Below are 18,972 nucleotides of genomic sequence, written 5' to 3' on the forward strand. Positions count from 1 at the left end.
CCAACCGGAACGAACTCGGCGCCGAACCCAGCTGGCGATGGCGAAGCCGCACAGCTGGCCAGCCGGGAGACACCGGCTCCGACACGAGGACCGGGTCCTCGTGAGCGAGAGATCAAGCGGAGTGCGATACCGGGAATGCCCGGGGTTTGACACCATCCGGGCGTCCGGGATGGCATGTCCTGCTCACGCCTAACCAGCGATGTGAACGAGTTCTGGCGACCTGGGGCGGACCGTACCCGGGGTCGGAGATACTGGCGCTTTCGTGATCCTTCACACCCTTCGTTGCGGCGCGAAGCGCTGAGAGGATCACAGTTCGACGATGACGGCATTGGTGAAGGAGTCTGCCCAGGTGGCGACCGCGACGGAGTATCCAGAGGGATCAGCGAGCACTACCCCGAACGCGGCGGGCCTTCCTCCGGTCCCAGAGCCGGGGCAGGTTGTCAAGGTCCGAGGCTCTACCTGGGCCGTATCCGATGTCCGTAAGCAAGGTCTCCCCCGCAGCCCCGCCGACGAGGGCGTGGCGGGGCTGACGCATGTGGTCAGCCTGCAGTCACTGGATGAGGACCGGCTCGGGCAGGAGCTGTCGGTGGTCTGGGAGCTGGAGGTCGGGCACACCGTCGCCCCGAACCAGGGCCTTCCAGAGACTGTACGGGCGGAGGCGTTCGACGACCCGAATACGCTCGCCGCGTTCGTGGACGCGGTGCGCTGGGGCGCGGTCACCTCAGCGGACGCGAACTCCTACCAGGCTCCCTTCCGCAGCGGCGCCAACGTGGAGGCGTACCAGCTGGTGCCGCTCAGCCGTGCCCTGCAGTCGTCGCGCACGAACCTGCTACTCGCGGACGATGTCGGTCTGGGCAAGACCATCGAGGCCGGCCTCGTCGTGCAGGAGCTGCTACTGAGGCACCGTGCACGATCCGTGGTGATCGTGTGCCCGCCGAGCCTGTCGCTGAAGTGGCAGGACGAGATGCGGGAGAAGTTCGGCCTCGACTTCGTCATCGTCAACAGTGAGCTGATGGCGAAGGTACGGCGGAGCCACGGGCTCAACGCCAACCCGTTCCGACTCTTCCCTCGCGTGATCGTGAGCATGGCGTGGCTGCCGTCGCTGAGAGCGCAGCGTTTGCTGCGTGACGTGCTGGCCGATGTGCGCAGCGCGGGCACGGCCAGGCGGTACGCGTTTGATGTGCTGGTGGTCGACGAGGCGCACCACGTGGCGCCGGCCAGCCCGACGACGGCTCCGGGGCAGCGTGGCTACGCGGTGGACAGCAAGCGGACGACTGCGACGATGCGGCTCGCCGAGGCGTGCGAGCACCGGCTGTTTTTGAGCGCTACCCCGCACAACGGCTATTCGGAGTCCTTCACCGCCCTGTTGGAGATGATCGACGGTCGCCGGTTCACCCGCGGCGCGAGCATCGACGAGCAGGCGCTGAAGGAGGTGATGGTGCGGTGGCTGAAGACCGATCTGCCGGACAAGGGGTTCAAGACCCGGCAGGTGAAGCCCCTTCCGTTCACACCGTCGGAGGACGAGCAGCAGCAGTTCGCGAGGTTGGAGTGGCTGCTGGCGGAGAGTGCCCGGGCGAACGGCAAGGGCTCGGGCGGCGACATCGTCGCGATGCTGCTGAAGAAGCGTTTCCTGTCCAGCCCGTGGTCGTTCGCCCGCACCCTTGAGCTGTACGACGGTGCGGACGGGGGCGACCGGCAGCTTCGGATGGACGACGAGGACCAGTACTACACGGAGGTGTTGGGCAGCGGTCAGTCGGACGAGGAGGAGGGCGCGGCCGAGCACCCCGAGTTCACCGCGCTGCGTCACACCAAGGGCTCGGACCCCCTGGTGGCGGCCACAAGAAGCGAGATTGCCTCGCTCATCGAGTGGGGGCGCCGGTATGAGCACAAGCCGGACTCCCGGCTGGAAGAACTGCTGACCTTCCTCGCCGCGGTCTGCCGGCCGGACGGTACCCACTGGACCAACGAACGTGTCGTGGTGTTCACGGAGTACGCAGCCACCCTTGAATGGATCGAGCGCGTCCTGCGGCAGCGCGGCTACAACGACGTACTGGAGGTCATCCAGGGCTCGACCCCGACCGAGGAGCGGGAGAAGATCCGCGCGCGTTTCACCGAGAGCCCGGACAAGCACCCCGTCCGAGTCCTGCTCGCCACTGACTCCGCCGGCGAGGGCATCGACCTGCAGACCCACTGCCACCGCTTGGTCAACTTCGACATTCCCTTCAACCCGTCCCGCTTGGAGCAGCGCATCGGCCGGATCGACCGGTACGGGCAGACGAAGAACCCGGAGATCTTCCACTTCGTGCCGGTCTCCGGCTCCACGACGTACGACGCGGACATGAAGTTCATGGGGATCATCGCGACCAAGGTCGGGCGGGCCACCGAGGACCTCGGCAAGGTCAACCAGGTCATCGACGCCGAGGTGCAGGAGCACTTCGCCCCCACCCGTACGGCGCGCAAGGCCCGGCTGACTGCGCCGGACGACGGCAATGAGGTGATCACCCGCGTGTTGGCCGGCGGGATGGAGCTGAACCGCCAGCTCACCCGGCTGTCGGACACGTACGACGAGCGCAAGGCCGCCATGCATCTCACGCCCGCGAACGCCCGTCGGGTGGTGGACACCGCGCTCACCCTGACCTCTCAGCCCCCGCTCGTAGAGATCGGCGACGACCGCACCGAGGCGCAGGTCTTCGAGGTCCCGAGCCTCGGCCGCTCCTGGCAGCCGGCCCTGCGCGGCCTGGACACCCGCCTGGAGCCGGGTGTCCCGCGTCCCATCACCTTCGATGACCAGGCCGCTCAGCAGCGCACCGATCTGGTGCACATCCACCTCGGGCACGCCCTCATGCAGCGCGCTACCCGCACCTTGCGCTCCGCGCTGTTCAGCACGGACTCCCCGGTACACCGGGTCACCGCCGTCATTGCCCCTGGCCTTCCCGAGTCCTGTGTGGCCGCCGTCTCCCGGCTTGTTCTGGTCGGACGCGGCGGGCTGCGACTCCACGAGGAGGTGTTCCTCACCGGCGTCCGGCTACGCGGTCAGGCACTCGCCGAGTCCAAGGTCGAGCAGGTCCTCGACGAAACCCTCGACTCCGCGGATCTGCTCCTGGCTGATGAGAAGGTGCGTGCTCACCTCGCCGAGCAGTGGAACGACGATGGTTCCCGGCTGCGTACACGCCTGCTGACCGCGATGGAACGCAAGAGCGCCAGCCGTCAGGAGAAGGTCACCGAGGCGCTCACACAGCGCCGGGACTCCGACATCAAGCGTGCCCATGAGATCTTCGATGCCTTCCGGCTCAACCTGCGCGAGTCCCGCGACCGCCTGGAGCAGGCCATCCGCGCCGAGGAAGAACTGCTGTTCACCGACGACCAGCAGAAGCAGCGACGTCGGGACCTGCACCACATGAACGAGCGCCTGGACAGCCTGGACGACGAGGAGACGCGCGAGATCGCCTCGATCCAGGAGCGCTACAGCGACATCAGGCCCTACGTATCCGCCGCCGCGGTCGTGTTCGCCCTTACCCCCGAAGACGCGAAGAACGGAATGGTCAAGGCATGAGCCGCCGCTACCCCCCGACCGCCGCCGACCTGCACCGCGCCTGGCTCGAACTCGTCGACGCCGACGGCCCGTTCCTCGCTGTCCCCGCCCTGGAACGCGTCTACCGCGAAGGCATCCCCCAGCCCGACTCCCGGGCGCTCGACGCCATCAAGGACGCCAAGCCAGCCTTCGAGAAGGCATGGGAGAACTGGGACGAGCACCCCGGTGACGAAGCCGCCCTCGACGTGTACCGCGAGGCCCGCGACACCTGGGTCGATCTCGTCCTGCGCCAGGGACTGCGCTGGGGTGCCTCCTACCCCGTGCCCGCCCCAGCCGCCGCCGAGGTCCGCTCGCCCGACTACGCCGTCACCGTCCGCGCCGACGGCGCCCTCGTCCACGGCGACACCGTCGGGGCCCTCGTCCTGGTCACCGACCCCACGGACTCCCTGCGCGACCCGCTCACCGACGGCTGGTCGGCCAGCCCCATCGACCGCATGGAAGAGCTGCTGCGCGTCTCCGGCGTCCCCATCGGCGTCGTCACCGACGGCCGCTGGTGGGCGATCGTCAGCGCCCGCCCGCAGACCATGGTCGCCTCCGGCATCGTCGACGCCCAGACGTGGATCGAAGAGCCCCAGACCCGCAACGCGTTCATCGAACTCCTCCAGCGCCGCCGCCTGGTAGGCGGCAAGCAGCAGGACCGGCTGACGGAACTCTTCGGCGAGTCCGTCACCGCCGCCGAGAAGATCACCGAAGCGCTGGGCACCCAGGTCCGCCGCGCCGTCGAACTCATCGTCCAGGCTCTGTCCGAAGGCGCCCTGGACGCGCAGCGACGCGGCGAGCCCGACCCGCTGCCGGCGGCACGGGGCGAGGTGTACGAGGCCGCCGTCACCGTCATGATGCGCGTCGTCTTCCTCCTCTTCGCCGAAGAACGCGGGCTGCTGCCCCAGAGCCGTCTCTTCGCCATGGGATACGGCATCAGTGACGAACTCGACCTCCTCGATGCCCGCGAGAAGGAAGAGGGCGAACAGGCCCTGGACGCAACGTTCCTGACATGGCACCGTCTCCTGGCCACCTCCCAGGCCCTGTACCGGGGCGCGAGCTTCGAGGACCTGCGCCTTCCCGAGTACGGCGGCTCCCTCTTCGACCCGGCCCGCTTCCCCTTCCTCACCGCCTGCGACTCCCAGGAAACCCTGGCCATCACGGTCAGCGACCGCGTCATGCTCGAAGTCCTGCGCGCCGTGCAGATCGCCCAACTGCCCGGCGGAGCACGACGGATCTCCTTCCGCGACATCGACGTCGAACAGATCGGCTACATCTACGAAGGTCTGCTCGGCTACTCCTGCGAACCGGCCAAAGAGATCGTCGTCGGCCTGGCCGGCAGCGCGGGATGCGAACCCGAGATCCCCCTCGCCGCCCTCGAAGAACTCAGCCAGGCCAAGCGCACCGAGACCGCGCTGGCCGACGCGATCCTCGCCTGGATCAAGCAGCACCAGCCGGCCGCGAAGCCGTCCAGCAAAGCCGCCCTCACCAAGGCACTGAAGGCCCCCGACACCCTTGACGACACCGAGATCGCCCTGCGCGACGTCACCGACGACCCCGAACTGCGCGACCGGTTGCGCCCGTTCATCGGAATCATCCGCCGCGACCTGCGCAACCGGCCGCTGGTGGTCGAGCCCGGCGGCGTTCTGCTGGTGGAGACCCCCTCGCGCGCCTCGGCCGGCGCGCACTACACGCCCCGCTCGTTGGCTGAGGACGTTGTCCGCTACGCGCTGGAACCTCTCGTCTACTCGCCCGGACCACACCAGACCGCCGACCAGGACGCGTGGCGACCGATTGACTCCGACCAGATCCTCGACCTGCGCATCGCCGACATCGCCTGCGGCTCGGGCGCCTTCCTCGTCGCCGCGGCACGGTACCTCGCCGACCGGCTTGTGGAGGCATGGCAGCGTGAGGGCGTGGCGTACGGAAGGACACCGCACGACCTGTACGTCCATGCCATAAGGACCGTCGTCGCGACCTGTCTGTACGGCGCCGACATCAACGGCATGGCCGTGGAGATGTGCAAACTGTCGCTCTGGCTGGTGTCACTGGACCCGAAGCTCCCGTTCTCATTTGTCGACGACAAGGTGCTGCACGGCAATGCCCTGCTCGGCCTGACCGACGCCGACCAGCTGCGCCGCCTCCACATCGACCCCACCGCGGCCGGCAACCAGTTCAGCATCTTCGCCCTGGACGTGGATGCCATCCTGGACCAGGCCAGCCGTCTGCGCCGCCAGCTCGCCACCGAGGTCGACGACAGCGACCCGCAGCGCTCGGCCGCTACCAAGCGGCGGCAGTGGCGCAGGTACCAGGAGCTGACGGCGCAGCTCGCCGACGTCGCGGATGGGGTAGTAGCGGCCGCGCTGCGATGGGGTGGAAAGCCCAGCAAGCAGCTGAAGGCGGCGTACGAGGATCTGCGGATCGCGGTGGAGAGCGCGTACCCCGCCGGGGGCGGGGAGACAGACCGGGTGATGCTCGACGACATCAAGGAAGCCGGGCTCACACCGACGGTGACGACGGACTACGAGCGATGGAAGCCGCTGCACTGGATTCTGGCTGTGCCGGATGTCATGGAGCGGGGCGGGTTCGATGCGGTGATCGGGAACCCGCCGTTCCTGGGCGGATCAAAAATCACTGGATCCATGGGGACTAACATCCGGGATTGGCTCGTCAGCGTCCTTGCCAACGGGAAGAAGGGCAACGGAGATCTGGCTGCGTACTTCTTTCTGCGGGCATACGCCATGCTCACCCGCCGTGGAGGGCTGGGGCTAATCGCGACGAACACGATCGCGCAGGGCGACACTCGACAGGTCGGCCTCGACCAGCTAGCGATGGCTAAGTTCACGATCACCCGCGCCATCCAGAGTCGATCCTGGCCTGCAGCCAGCGCAAACCTGGAGTACGCGGCAGTGTGGGGTACGCGGGCCGTCGTTGACTCGGCTGCGACACGGGTGGTCGCGGAGGGTGAGGAGGACGTCGAGGTCGCCCGAATTTCCACTCTGTTGGAGGCGGGCGGACGTGTAGACGGCACCCCATATCCACTTGCGGAGAACGAAGGGATTGCGTACAACGGCTGCAAGGTCGATGGGCTGGGATTCGTGCTGGATCCCGAGGAGGCAAAAGCCTGGATCGAGGCATCCCCTGCGAACGCAAGAGTTCTATATCCGTACCTCAATGGTGAGAACCTCAATTCACGGCCAGATGCCTCGCCTGCGCGCTGGATCATCGACTTCACCGGCATGTCTGAGGAGCAGGCAAAAATGTACGAGTTGCCATACCAACGGGTGCTCGAGCGCGTAAAGCCGGTACGAGCGACAAACAATCGTAAGGTTCGACGCGAGCGTTGGTGGTTGTTTGCAGAGCAGGCTCCTGGGATGCGGGAGGCGATCCGCCACCTCGACAAGGTGCTTGTGATCGCTTTGACGAGTAAATCCGTGGTGCCACTTCAAGTGCCCGCGGGGCAGGTATTCAGTCACATGCTGGGAGTCTTCGCTACGGACTCATTCGCCGATCAAGCGGTGCTGTCTTCGTCGCTCCATCAAACCTGGGCCATCAAGTACGGATCAGGTATGCGGAACGACCCTCGTTACACACCGTCAGATGTGTTCGGTACGTTTCCTCGCCCGAGACTTTCAGATCGGCTTACTGACGTTGGAAGCACTCTCGACATCAACCGACGTGAGATCATGCTCCGCCGCAACATTGGCCTCACCAAGCTCTACAACCTGGTCAACGATCCCGCTATCTCCGACTCTGCCGATCCCGATGTAGCCCGGCTCCGCGAGATCCACGTCGAGCTTGACCGAGCCGTCATGGCCGCCTACGGCTGGGACGACGTCCCTCTGGGCCATGGCTTCCACACATACCGCCAGATGCAACGCTGGACGGTGAGCCCCGCTGCCCGGGTGGAGGTCCTCGACCGCCTCCTCGAAGAGAACCATCGCCGCGCCGCCTCGCAGGGCGTTGTCAGTCCCCCCGGCAAGAATGAGGGCATCGAGGACGAGGAGGACGACGAATGACCACCCCGCGGCGCAGCAGCACCCCGCCCGCAGCCGGCACCCCCCAGGCCCCGTCCTACCGTCTCGCCCTCGAACCCGACGGCCGTTCCTGGACGGCCCGCGAGAACCTGGTCGACATCCTGAAGCGTGAGCTCCTCGGCCCAGCCAACGGCCCGGACGAGGTCCTCGACGGGGTCCCTGACTCGGCGTACCTGATCGGCCGGATCGCGCCCGTGCGGCTCACCGCCGGCCAGGACGACCCCGGCGAGGCTGGATCGGATGACGCTGCGACCGATGTGGGCGACGCCGTGGACGCTGTCGAGAGCCGGGGCGTGCCGCTCACCGCCGTCGACGACAGCAGCGCGAGCTCGGACGAGGACGAGGTCGAGGACCAGCCGCAGAAGCGTGGGCTGATGATCCCGGCATCGATGGGGCTGCGCTTCCAGATCCCTGACCATCTCGACGAGTTCACGGTGACCGCCTCGTGGGGCACGTACGAGCCAGTGAAGGAGAAGCGTGGCGAGGGCACCGAAGGCGGCGGGGGCGAGGGCGCGGCACCCGCGCCGGCTCTCCGTCGTTTCCAGCGCACCCCGCACGCTATTGCGAAGGCGATCAAGGTTGCCGACCTGAAGCAGTCCCGTACGACCGAGATCGTGCTCAAGGACAAGATCCTGCTTCGGGTGGATCGTTACGACGACTCCGAGCGTGGCTGCCGGCTGATCGAGGTGGCGCTGTGCAACGACCGGGAGACGCCTCGCAAGATCCCGGTCGAGGCGTGGCTGTACCAGACCGAGCTGTCGGTGTCGGCCGGTGGCGCTGACGTGTTCCTGCCGGTCAATGACGTACTCCTCGACACCCGTGAGGAGCCGGACGACGAACTGCGGCGGCTGCGGCTTCAGTACCGCAACCGTCTGGAGTTCGCCCATGGCCGGACCTGCTCGGTGGACTGGAAGGTAGCCGAGGGAGCGCGCAGGGCCAGCGAGGTCTGGACGACATGGCTGCCGGCGAGTGAGACGCCTCAGACGGCCGCCGAGGAGATCGGCGCGGCCCTGCTGGACATGCGCAAGCTCCAGGAGGCGTCGACCGACGAGCTGCGTACGGGCCTTGAGCCGATCGTCGCGGGTTACACAGCCTGGCTGGACGGCGAGGAGCAGCGGGCCAAGGCTCTTCCGGAGCATCTGCGGTCCGAGGGTTTGGACGCGGTCACCGAGGCGCGTCGGGTGCAGCGCCAGCTTGAGGAGGGTCTGAAGCATCTCCTCGGGGACGAGGAGGCGTTGCGCTGCTTCCGGTTCATGAACCGGGTGATGGCCGATCAGCGTGTGCAGTCCCAGGTCGCGGAGCGGCGAGCGAGCCGGCCGGAGGAGAGCATCGACGAGGCTCGCGAGGCAATCCTCGCGGAGAAGGGAGCCCTGGCGCATTCGTGGCGTACCTTCCAGCTCGCCTTCGTGCTCATGCAGTTGCCGTTGCTGTCCGACCCTGCGGCCGAGAAGCGGTCGGGGGATCTGGCCAAGGCACAGCTGCTGTTCTTCCCGACTGGTGGTGGCAAGACGGAGGCGTATTTGGGTCTGGCCGCCTACACGTTCGCGATCCGTCGCCGCCAGGGCGTTGTGGACGCCTTCGACGGTCCGCTGGACGGGCGGTCCGGGGTGGCCGTCCTCATGCGGTACACGCTGCGCCTGCTCACCGCCCAGCAGTTCCAGCGCGCCACAGCCCTGGTGTGCGCGGCGGAGCTGGCGCGGCGCGATGATATGGGGACGTGGGGGGAGGAGCCGTTCCGGATCGGGCTGTGGGTCGGCACCGATGTGAGCCCGAAGCGGTACGACGAGGCCGCCGAGCAGTTGCAGAAGGCTCACGGGGGCCGTGGCTATCGGCTGACGGTGCTGCAGATCCAGCGCTGCCCTTGGTGCGGGACGCGGGTCGAGGCACGGGATGTGCGCACGGAGCCTGCGCGGCGCCGAGTGTACGTGTACTGCGGGGACGAGCTGGCCGACTGCCCGTTCGCCGACGGCGGTGAGGTCCCGGACGGGCTGCCGGTGCTCACGGTGGACGAGGAGATCTATCGGCTCGCGCCGGCATTCGTCATCGCCACCGTGGACAAGTTCGCCCGCCTGGCGCGAGAGGGCGAGGCCGCCTCGCTGTTCGGGCACGTCTCGCGGCGCTGTGAACGGCACGACTTTGTGCATCCCGACTATCAGCAGTGCGACATCAAGGACGGCAGCAAGCATCCCAAGAAGGACGGCTTGGCGGCGGCCCCCGTTCACCCGGCAATGCGGCTGCGGCCCCCGGATCTGGTCATCCAGGACGAGTTGCACCTGATCACCGGAGCGCTCGGCACGACGGTGGGCCTGTTCGAGGTGGCCATCGACGTGATGACCGACTGGCGGACAAAGGACGGGCGCCCGGTGCGTCCGCTGCTCGTCGCCTCGACAGCCACCGCCCGTAACGCGTCGGAGCAGGTGCGTGCGCTGTACGGTCGCGACGTCACCATCTTCCCGCCGCAGGTCCTCGACGCCGGGAACACCTACTTCTCCAAGGAGATCCCGGTCTCCGAGAAGCACCCGGGACGCCGGTACGTCGGGATCAGCACGACCGGAGTGCGCTTGACCACAGCGGAGATTCGGGTCGCCGAGGTGCTCCTGGCCGGCGGGCAACTGCTTATTGACCGCTCCGGCCGCGTGGCCGATCCGTACATGAGCCTGGTCGGCTACTTCAGCGCCACCCGTGAACTCGCCGGCATGGCTCGATACATGAGCGACGACATCCAGACCGCGCTCGCCAAGGGGCGCCCCTGGTCGAAGCTCCCCCGCCGCACCGGCACCGACTACGGTTCGCTGCACGTCGCCGAGCTGACCTCGCGCGTGGCCAGCGCAGACATCACCGCCACCCTGGACCAGATGGCGACGGCGTTCGACCCGGGCTTCGACTCCACCGCAGGGAAGCGGAACCGGCGCGCATTGCGAGAGGCGAAGAAGCCGGAACCCACGCGTGAGGTCAATCCGTACGACGTGGTCCTGGCCACCTCCATGCTCCAGGTGGGTGTGGACGTGACCCGCCTTGGCCTGATGCTCGTGGTCGGGCAGCCGAAGAACACTGCCGAGTACATCCAGGCGTCCTCCCGAGTCGGCCGTACCGCGGACCGGCCGGGTCTGGTGGTCGCGCTCGGGAACTGGGCACGGCCCAGGGACCTTGCCCACTACGAGCAGTTCCGCCACTACCACGAGACGTTCTACGCCCAGGTGGAGGCGCTGTCCGTGACCCCGTTCTCGGTGACCTCCCTGGAGCGCGGCCTGGACGGCGTCCTGGTCAGCGCCGCCCGCGTCCTGCAGGCTGCCAAGGCCGGACACGGCCAAGGGCTGTCCCCGGAGGACGGGGCGGCCCGTATCGAAGCCGAGCAGCACTTCGCGGGCGAACTCGTCGACGCCCTCGTCCGTCGCGTCGCGCGGGCCGGCGACGAGGACGCCGCTGACCGCGCCCGCCTGCGTCTGGAGAACCGGCTCGACCAATGGGGCAAGCGACGCAAGAGCCTCATGGAGGACCGCAAGTCGCTGGTGTACGAGAGGGTTCTGGACGACGGCCGGCACGACGCGCTGATGATGAGCGCGGAGAACGCCAAGGCGGGCATCGACACTCGCGACGCCGCGCCGTTCATCGTGGCGAACTCCATGCGCGAGGTGCAGCCGGAGATCAACCTCCTGGTGAGTCCGATCAAGGAGCGACTGGTGTACCGCGCACCCGACCATGCCCCTCAGTGGAAGATGCCGGAGGACAACTCGTGAGTGACGAGACGCGCTTCGTCTACGACGTCGCCCACGCCGTCGACCCGCTGGGCGACCTGGAGCAGGAGGCGGAGAAAGCCACCAAGCACAACCGTGCCAAGGTCGGCTCGGCCCGCCCCTCCTCCCTGCTCTACACCTACGGCCCGGGCGCGATTATGGACCTGCCGCAGTTCACGATCATGCCCACGGGCCTAGACGAATGGGACCGCATCTGGCGGCGCCGAGACTCCGCGCCCCCGCAGATCCACGCCCCGCGCCTCCGTGATGTGGTCCGGATGATGCTGCGTTCGCCCGACGTGCAGCTGCGGCCGTATCCCTGGCAGCCGAAGAAACACAGCCGCTCCGCCGAAGGCAACGACCTCGGAGTCCCCTCCCGAGTCTTCCCGCAATGGCTGCGGTGCACGGGCTGCGACATGCTCGGACTGCTCGCTCAGTTCGACTACCGCAACACGCACCCCTTCCGCACCGACCTGGCCGTCTTCGAGCACGCCAAGTGCACGGGCCGCGCGGGCGCCGGCACCCGCAAGCCGATGCGCCGCACAGCCATCCCGGCCCGATATCTACTGGCCTGCGTCGACGGACACCTGGACGAGTTCCCGTACGACCTGTGGGTGCACCGCGGACAACCGTGCACCCAGGCGGAGCTACCCGCCCTGAAGATGGTCGACCGGACCGCCGGCAAGGGCGCCTCGGCCGTCATCCACTGCGCGTCCTGCGACATGCGACGGCCCATGAATGAGGCTCAGGGCGAGGCTGGCAGGGCGAAACTCCCGCAGTGCCGCGGACGCCACCCCCACTTGGACGCCTTCGAGCCCAAGGGCTGCCGCAACGAGACCCGGCTGATGCTTGTCGGCGCCTCCAACCTGTGGTTCCCGGCCACCCAGTCGATCATCGTGATGCCGGAGTCCCAGGAGGAGGAGGCCAGCGACCTGGCCGACCGGGTCCGCACCGCGCTGGGCGACAAGCTGGCCAAGTACCGCGACAAACTGGACCTGATCCGGGACCTTCTCGGCATGGACGTCGGCGTCGACGTCACGGGCCTGTCCGACCACGACCTGGAGCAGGTCCTTCAGGTGGCCTCCGCCCCCACCGACACCCCCGAGGAGCAGGAGGAGAAGCTCCGCGACTGGGACCCGGTCGACCTCCTCGTTCCCGAATGGCGTTACCTGCTGCGGGACATCGTCGGCACCCGCGTCGAGGACCCCAAGAGCGGGCTCACCCTCGCCACTCGTGATCGGGGTGACGCCTTGCAGTCTGAGATCACCCGTGTGCTCGCGGTCGAACGCCTCCGCAAGGTGAATGCCTTGGTCGGCTTCACCCGCATCGACGACATGGACCGCGTCGGCGACCTCCCACGCCGCTTGGCCCCACTGACGCGTACATCCCGGCCGAGCTGGACCGTGGCCACTGAGGACCGGGGCGAAGGCATCTTCCTCCAGCTCGCCGAGAACGCCGTCGCCGCATGGGAGAAGCGCGTCCTGGACACCGACCTGTGGAAGCTCCACCGAGAGGCACACCGCAGGAACTTCGAGCGCCGCTTCTCCGACACGGCGGGCCAGGTCGATCCCGACAGCCGCCTGAAGCCTCCGCGCTACTGGCTCGTCCACACCCTCGCCCACATCCTCATCCGCGAACTCGCCCTGACCTGCGGCTACTCGGCCGCCAGCCTCAGCGAACGCCTTTACGCATGGCCCGCCGCGGAAGGCCGCGACCCCGCGGCCGGCCTTCTCATCTGCACCACCGCCTCCGACAGTGACGGCACCCTCGGCGGCCTCGTACAGCTCAGCGAGCCAACGCGCCTCCAACGGGTCGTCAGCAGCGCACTGCGCAAGGCCACACGTTGCTCCTCCGACCCCATCTGCTCCAAGCGCACCCCACAGGATCCCGAGGACTTCCTCCACGGCGCCGCGTGCCACTGCTGCGTAATGGCCTCGGAGACCTCCTGCGAGCGCGCCAACCGCTTCCTCGACCGCCGCTTCTTGCTCGACCTGCCCGGCAGCGACCTCGGCTTCTTCCAGGCCCATGAGTGACGCGGACGCGCCACGCCAGCTCGGCCGGCTCCTGACCGGAACCGAGGCCAAGGACATAGCGGACCGCCTGGCCGACGGCGACACCTTGACCACCGCACTCAAGGTCGTCGCGGTCGGCCAGCGAGCAGAGGTCCGGCGGCTACTGGAGGCGGTGGCCCGAGAAGCTAGAGCGACGTATCAGCAGGTTCTGGTCCTGCGGGCGATCGAGGGGGCACGGGCACTTCCGACCACACTGTCACCGCTGTGGACCATGCCCGGACACCTCGCCCAGAGCGGGCCGCTCACCACCTCAGTCACCCGCCTCGTGGACAGCGCCCGCCACGCGATCACCTGCTCCACCTTCAACTTCCAGCGCAGCTCGGCACTCTGGGTGTCACTACGGACGGCCGCACAGCGCGACGGCGTCGCCGTCCGCGTCTACATGGACACCCGGGCCGCCGACGGCAGCGGACAACACGGGTCCCCGTCGACCACAGAGGTAGCCGCCCACCTTGCTCCGGCCGAGGTATGGCGGACCAAGGAATTCGACGGCGGATACGTCCGCAATCACGCCAAGTTCCTCGCCATCGACCACCACCTCCTCCTGGTCACCAGCGCGAACTTCTCCTGGAGCGCAGAGAACAACAACGTCGAGTTCGGCGTCCTCATCGACAACCCGAACCTCACCGAAGCCGTCGAGCGCGAGCTACGGGAGGCAGAGGGGGCCCTATACGAACAGATCTCCTGACGGCCCCGGTCCTGGGCGCCCACTGGCCGGGGTCGGGCACTCTGGCATTACAGCGGCGACAACAAGCAGGACGACACCGATCCCTTCCGAGAGGCAGGAGAAATCGCCCAGTGACTGAGACGGACTGGCAGTTGGTCGCGGATGGACTTCGCTATCTGTACGCGGGACCGACAGCGGAACAGTCGGCTGTTGCAGAGGAACTGGGAGTGCCGGTACTGCCAGCAACTCCCGCTCCGGTTGCCGCCGCCCTGCTGCGTGCGCATCTCGCGAAACCTCTGTGCCTACACGAGTCTCCCGCAGTCGACGAGCCTGAGTACGAGTACCTCGCTCTCGTAGCCGCTGAGACGGCCTTGATCATCCCGTCCATGGCAGCGGTAGGCAGCCGGGACGTACGCGTGGCTTGAGGTCGCATGGGCGCGGTGGACAGTCCACCAGTTGGAGCGCATGCGGCCAGAAGTGGGCGACGTCGCCGTGACCGTGAGGAGGAGGAAGCCCGAGGAAGAGCGATATGGCCCAACCAGCTTGATCACCTCGAACGGCTTGGCAGACACAGTTCCTCAAGGACACGGGGTCAGGCGGCGGCTGTTGTCGGCCCGGACACCATCGGCGTCCCGGGTGACGTCGAAACACACCCTCCGGCCGGCGACCAGCTCGCGGTCCGCTGGGGCCAGGGGCGTGTGGCACTCCGTAACCGGGAGCCGCAGCGGTCCAAGGTCGTCACCTGACCTTTGGTGCCGCTGCGGCCGGTCCGGTATGCTCCCCGGCAGGCGGCCACGACCGCCGACCGCTGAAGGGGTCTGCCGCTCACGCCGGAGCCCTCGTTGGTAGGCCAAGCCGTCCTTCGACGCATCGTGCACCTGGAACCGCCTGCCTTCAGAGCGGCGTGTGCGTGGGGCGCGCTGCTGTACGGAGTCAGACATGCCTACGAGCCAGCCCAGGAAGTCGCGGAAGCGCACGCGGGAGATCCGGGAGCAGAGCCGGGCCACCGGCACGCGGTACACCGAGGCGATGCGGGCGAATGACCGGGCCCGAGCTGGCGGCCATCAGTCGCCGCCACGCCTCACCCCCACCCGCACCTTGCTGTTGCCCCTCGTACAGGACGCCCTGCCCGGCCTATACGAGCTGGCCGGGCTGCTCCTGAGGCTCCGAATGGACATGGTCTTTGACCGTGCGGGGGTGCTGATGGGCTACCGGGACAGCCGGAGGGCGCCGATCCCGGGCGCGCCGATCGAGGACGTCGAAGACGCGTACTACCGGGTGCGCGACGCGCTGCCCGAGGGGACGGAGGAGTTTGCGGACAGGATGGTGGACGAGATCCTCCCGCCCACGCCCAACGTGCTGCTGCTGATCGAGCCCGACGGTGGGAACGTGGTGTACCTGACCACCATTGAAGTGGCCGAAGCCGACCTCGCGCTGCTCGCCGAATTCGCCGACGCACTCGACCGCGCGGCTGGCCCGCGCCCCGGCCCGGAGTTCGAAGGGCTCACGGAGGCGCTGCGCGAAATCGGGCGAGTGCCCTACTACCCGTGGATGCCCGAGGGGGACGAGGCCACCGTCGCCCGCTGGGTGCGGCAGGCACTGTCGACGGTCCTGCACTCGCCCTTTGAGGGCCCGCGCGGCGCTGCCGACCACGAGACGCTGTCCAACGTGCTGCGGTATGCCCAGGGCTGGGAGAGCGTCGAGGTGGATCAGGACGAGGAGCAGGCAGCCGAGCGCGCATTGGTGAGCATGATGCGCGCGGCAGGGTGGACCTGACGGGTCGCCCGTGGCGGGGTAGCCGTGAAGTCTCCTCCCACAGAAGCCTGCTCAGCACCGCTGGGCTGCTGCTGCGTCAGGCTGGTACTGCGCGAAGCGCCCCCGCTCTTCACGGGGGCGGGGCTTGCCGCGGTCCTCAACCGCCTGACTGCGGTCGCACCGCTGTGCCGCGGTCCCGGAGCGCCACGCCGTTCCCCGCGCACCTCGACCGGAGATGGGCCCTCGGGTTCGCAGCGCTACATGTCCCCCTGCCGTAGCAATACGAGCGGCGGGTCAGGACTGTCAGATGCTTCTGGCACGATGCCTGGCATGAGCCCGACACCAGAGCTGACGCAGAGGAGCCTGACCGCACGCGGCTTCCGCGGCTTCGTGCCGTTCCGTGAACTGCCCGACAGCAACGTCCCCACCGGGCACGGAATCTACGTGGTGATCCGCACGGACACCTCGCCCCCGTCGTTCCTCCCCACCAGCCCTGCCGGACACCTCAAAGGCCGCGACCCATCCGTGACAGCCGACAAGCTCGGCGATGCCTGGGTGGACGGGACAACGGTCGTGTACATCGGCAAGGCCGCGGGCCAGCACGGACTCAATCAGCGGCTTGCCGACTACCGCCGCCACGGCACTGGTCTGCTGGCCGGCCATTGGGGCGGTCGCTACATCTGGCAGCTGGCCGACTCGGACGCACTGCTCGTCGCCTGGCGGCCGATGGCCGAGGACGACGCGGGCGAGGCTGAGCAGGACCTGATCGACGAGTTCAAAGAACTCCACGGAGGAGCTCTGCCCTTCGCCAACCTCAGGAACAACGCCCGAAGGGCTCAGGAGACGGACACCAACATCGACTGAGCCGGGTCACCCTGCACCGCCCAGGGGCCGCGCGCCACCGGCCGCGCGCCCCTGCGTCAGCGGATCGGTTAGGACTCTCCCAGAATCCGCATCAGGTGACTCTTCTGGCGGCGAAGCTGCTCCACTGTCGCCTTCGAGCGGGTGGGCCAGCCTTCACGGATCAGCTGCAGGTTGACATCCTTCTTCGGCGTTCCCCGCCTGTAGGCCAACTTGCCCACCAGAGTGTCAATCTCCCCGCGGAGCATGCGCTCCGCACGGTGACGGGGCGGGGCGGGCGCAGGGGTCGGCTTTGGGTTCTCCACCACGGCTACCGCGCCGACGGGCGCGGACCGCAGACCGCGGGCAGCGTTCACCGCGTAGGTCGAGGGGATGCCGTTCGCTCGCAGCCACGCCGCTGCCTTGGCGACCTCAACGGGTGTCACCTCATCGCCATCGACGATTGCCCTATCGAAGACCGCCTCGGTCGCGTCAAGCGGGATGCGGAGGTCGAGCATCCCTCCCCCAGAATCGCCATTATCGCGCACACGCTCGACACGCTCGGCCTCGATCTCCAATTGGTGACGGAGCTCCTCCTCGATGGCTCGTCCATGCTCCATGATCGACGGAATAGCGGGGATGAACAGGCGGGCGTTGAACTCCTCGTCTTCACGGATACGCACGAAGCGTCCGACAACCTGGCGGAAGAACAGGGGCGTGCGGATCTTTGTGGCGTATACGCCGACCGCCAGGCGCGGGATGTCAACGCCTTCAGAAACCATCCGCACAGCGACCAACCACTTGCTTCGCGCTTCCCGGAACCGGTCGATGTTGTCCTTCGCCTCTGGGTCGTCTGAGAGCACCACAATCGGCGGCTCACCGGTGAGTTGACGGAGGAGGTTCGCGTATGCCCGGGCGTGCCACTTTTCATGCGCGACCACCAAGCCGCCCGCATCTGGCACCTCGGTGCGCAGCTCGTCGAGCGCGGTGTTCGCCTGAGCCAGCAGCGCCGGGATCCACTTGTGGGTGGGCTCCAATACGGCGTCGAGCGCTGCTGCTATGTCATCGTCGGCGAGCTCACCACCCAGAGCGGCGGTGCTGACCTTCCCGCAGTCGGTCCACTTGGCCTCGCCGTCGTAGGCGTGAAATTCGATGCGCCGGCATACGCCGTCGGCGACGGCAGTTCCGTACTCGTAGGCGTAGTCGACCTCGACCTTGCCGTCTCGGTCATAGCGCACGAACGGGATCGGGCTCGCGCCATCTTTGCGCCACGGCGTGCCCGTGAGCGCGATCCGGTGGACAGCGTGCTCGAGCGCCTGGGTCAGACCTTCACCCCACGACTTGTTCTCGCCTGCGTGGTGGATCTCGTCAAGGAGCGCGACCGTGGGACGCCTCGTCAGGTACCGCACTTTCTCGGATCCGATTCCCCTCGCGACCTGGGCGTAGGTTACGACGTAACCCTGGTAGCCAGGCTTGCCGTAGTCCTCTGGGTCGGTAACCGGCATGAGGTTCAGTCCGACGTTTCCTGCGGAGTCAGCCCACTGGAGACGCAGCGCGTCGGTGGGGACGACGACGATGATGCGCTCTGCGGTGTGCTCCTGTAGGAGGCGCTTTGCCAGCTTCAGCGCGAAGTAGGTCTTTCCCGCTCCGGGGGTAGCCGAGACGAGATAGTCCTTCGTCGCGTTGGCAAAGAACTTGTCGTGTGCTTGGTTCTGCCATTCGCGGGCGCCTTTGACCACGGAGCGGCCTTTCTTGAGGTTGCAGGTGGGGCAGAGGGCCTGCCCGTTGATGATGTCGGTGGGTCCCCCCGCCGAGTACGGGTTGACGTGGTCGCCGTGCCAGCTCGGCTGTAGCTCGGCACCGCAGTGGGAACAGCGGCCGTCAGCTGCGAGGAAGAGCACGGTCCGCTCGGTGGCGTTGAAGCGGCGGCGTGGCGGGCTGGCCGTCACCGAAGACGTCCTACTGAGAAAGACAACCCTCGGTTGTTGACCGGCGAGTAGGAGGCGATAGGGTGGAACAGAGTCAAGGCTTGCTCCTTGAGTCCATTGCCCTCGACGGACCGTATATCCGTGCGAGGGCACAGTTGTCCCTGCCGATCGGCTGAGTGCCGATGAGATAGCCGCTGAGCCTACCCCCTAGTTGCGACACTCAGTAATCAAAGAGCCGGCGCCCAGGGCGCAAGCATGGGGCGTGCGATTCGGTGCGCGCGCCCCAGTTCTCCCGAAGGGGCAGGTCAGTGGCGCCGGTTGTACCCCTTCGGTGCGGAATGGGTCGTTCCGTGTGACCTATCTGACTC

The 18,972-nt window shown here is 67.6% G+C and carries 8 protein-coding genes; 7 read left to right on the forward strand and 1 reads right to left on the reverse strand.

The features are described 5' to 3' along the window. The first annotated feature begins 319 nt into the window (after nt 1-319). From drmD to C6376_RS17655, 7 genes are all read left to right on the forward strand, one after another. The gene (drmD, locus tag C6376_RS17625; protein ID WP_254075984.1) at nt 320-3,553 is read left to right on the forward strand and encodes a DISARM system SNF2-like helicase DrmD; all 3,234 of its coding nucleotides are present in this window, start codon (nt 320-322) and stop codon (nt 3,551-3,553) included. Then, nucleotides 3,550-7,590 carry a DNA methyltransferase gene (locus C6376_RS17630; RefSeq protein WP_107444289.1) on the forward strand — a complete coding sequence of 1,347 codons (4,041 nt, stop codon included), beginning with the start codon at nt 3,550-3,552 and terminating at the stop codon, nt 7,588-7,590. Before drmD ends, C6376_RS17630 begins: the two co-directional genes overlap by 4 nt. After that, nucleotides 7,587-11,345, forward strand: coding sequence for a DISARM system helicase DrmA (gene drmA / locus C6376_RS17635; protein ID WP_107444290.1), 3,759 nt, complete (start codon nt 7,587-7,589; stop codon nt 11,343-11,345). The genes C6376_RS17630 and drmA overlap by 4 nt, the downstream gene beginning before the upstream one ends. Beyond that, nucleotides 11,342-13,375 carry a DUF1998 domain-containing protein gene (drmB, locus tag C6376_RS17640; RefSeq protein ID WP_107444291.1) on the forward strand — a complete coding sequence of 678 codons (2,034 nt, stop codon included), beginning with the start codon at nt 11,342-11,344 and terminating at the stop codon, nt 13,373-13,375. The genes drmA and drmB overlap by 4 nt, the downstream gene beginning before the upstream one ends. Further along, entirely contained in the window at nt 13,368-14,102 is a 735-nt protein-coding gene (gene drmC / locus C6376_RS17645) for a DISARM system phospholipase D-like protein DrmC (protein WP_107444292.1), read from the forward strand. The genes drmB and drmC overlap by 8 nt, the downstream gene beginning before the upstream one ends. Nucleotides 14,103-15,020: 918 nt before the next feature. Further along, a complete protein-coding gene (locus C6376_RS45290) occupies nt 15,021-15,857 on the forward strand; it encodes a hypothetical protein (protein WP_254075985.1) in 837 nt (278 codons plus the stop codon). A 309-nt stretch (nt 15,858-16,166) separates the two neighbouring features. Then, a complete protein-coding gene (locus tag C6376_RS17655) occupies nt 16,167-16,700 on the forward strand; it encodes a hypothetical protein (RefSeq protein ID WP_254075986.1) in 534 nt (177 codons plus the stop codon). A 68-nt stretch (nt 16,701-16,768) separates the two neighbouring features. Here the strand turns inward: C6376_RS17655 and C6376_RS17660 are convergent, their stop codons facing one another. Then, nucleotides 16,769-18,625, reverse strand: a complete 1,857-nt coding sequence (locus C6376_RS17660; RefSeq protein ID WP_159083227.1) for a DEAD/DEAH box helicase family protein — start codon at nt 18,623-18,625, stop codon at nt 16,769-16,771. Nucleotides 18,626-18,972: the final 347 nt, after the last annotated feature.

The sequence above is a fragment of the Streptomyces sp. P3 genome (assembly GCF_003032475.1).
Taxonomy (GTDB): Bacteria; Actinomycetota; Actinomycetes; order Streptomycetales; family Streptomycetaceae; genus Streptomyces.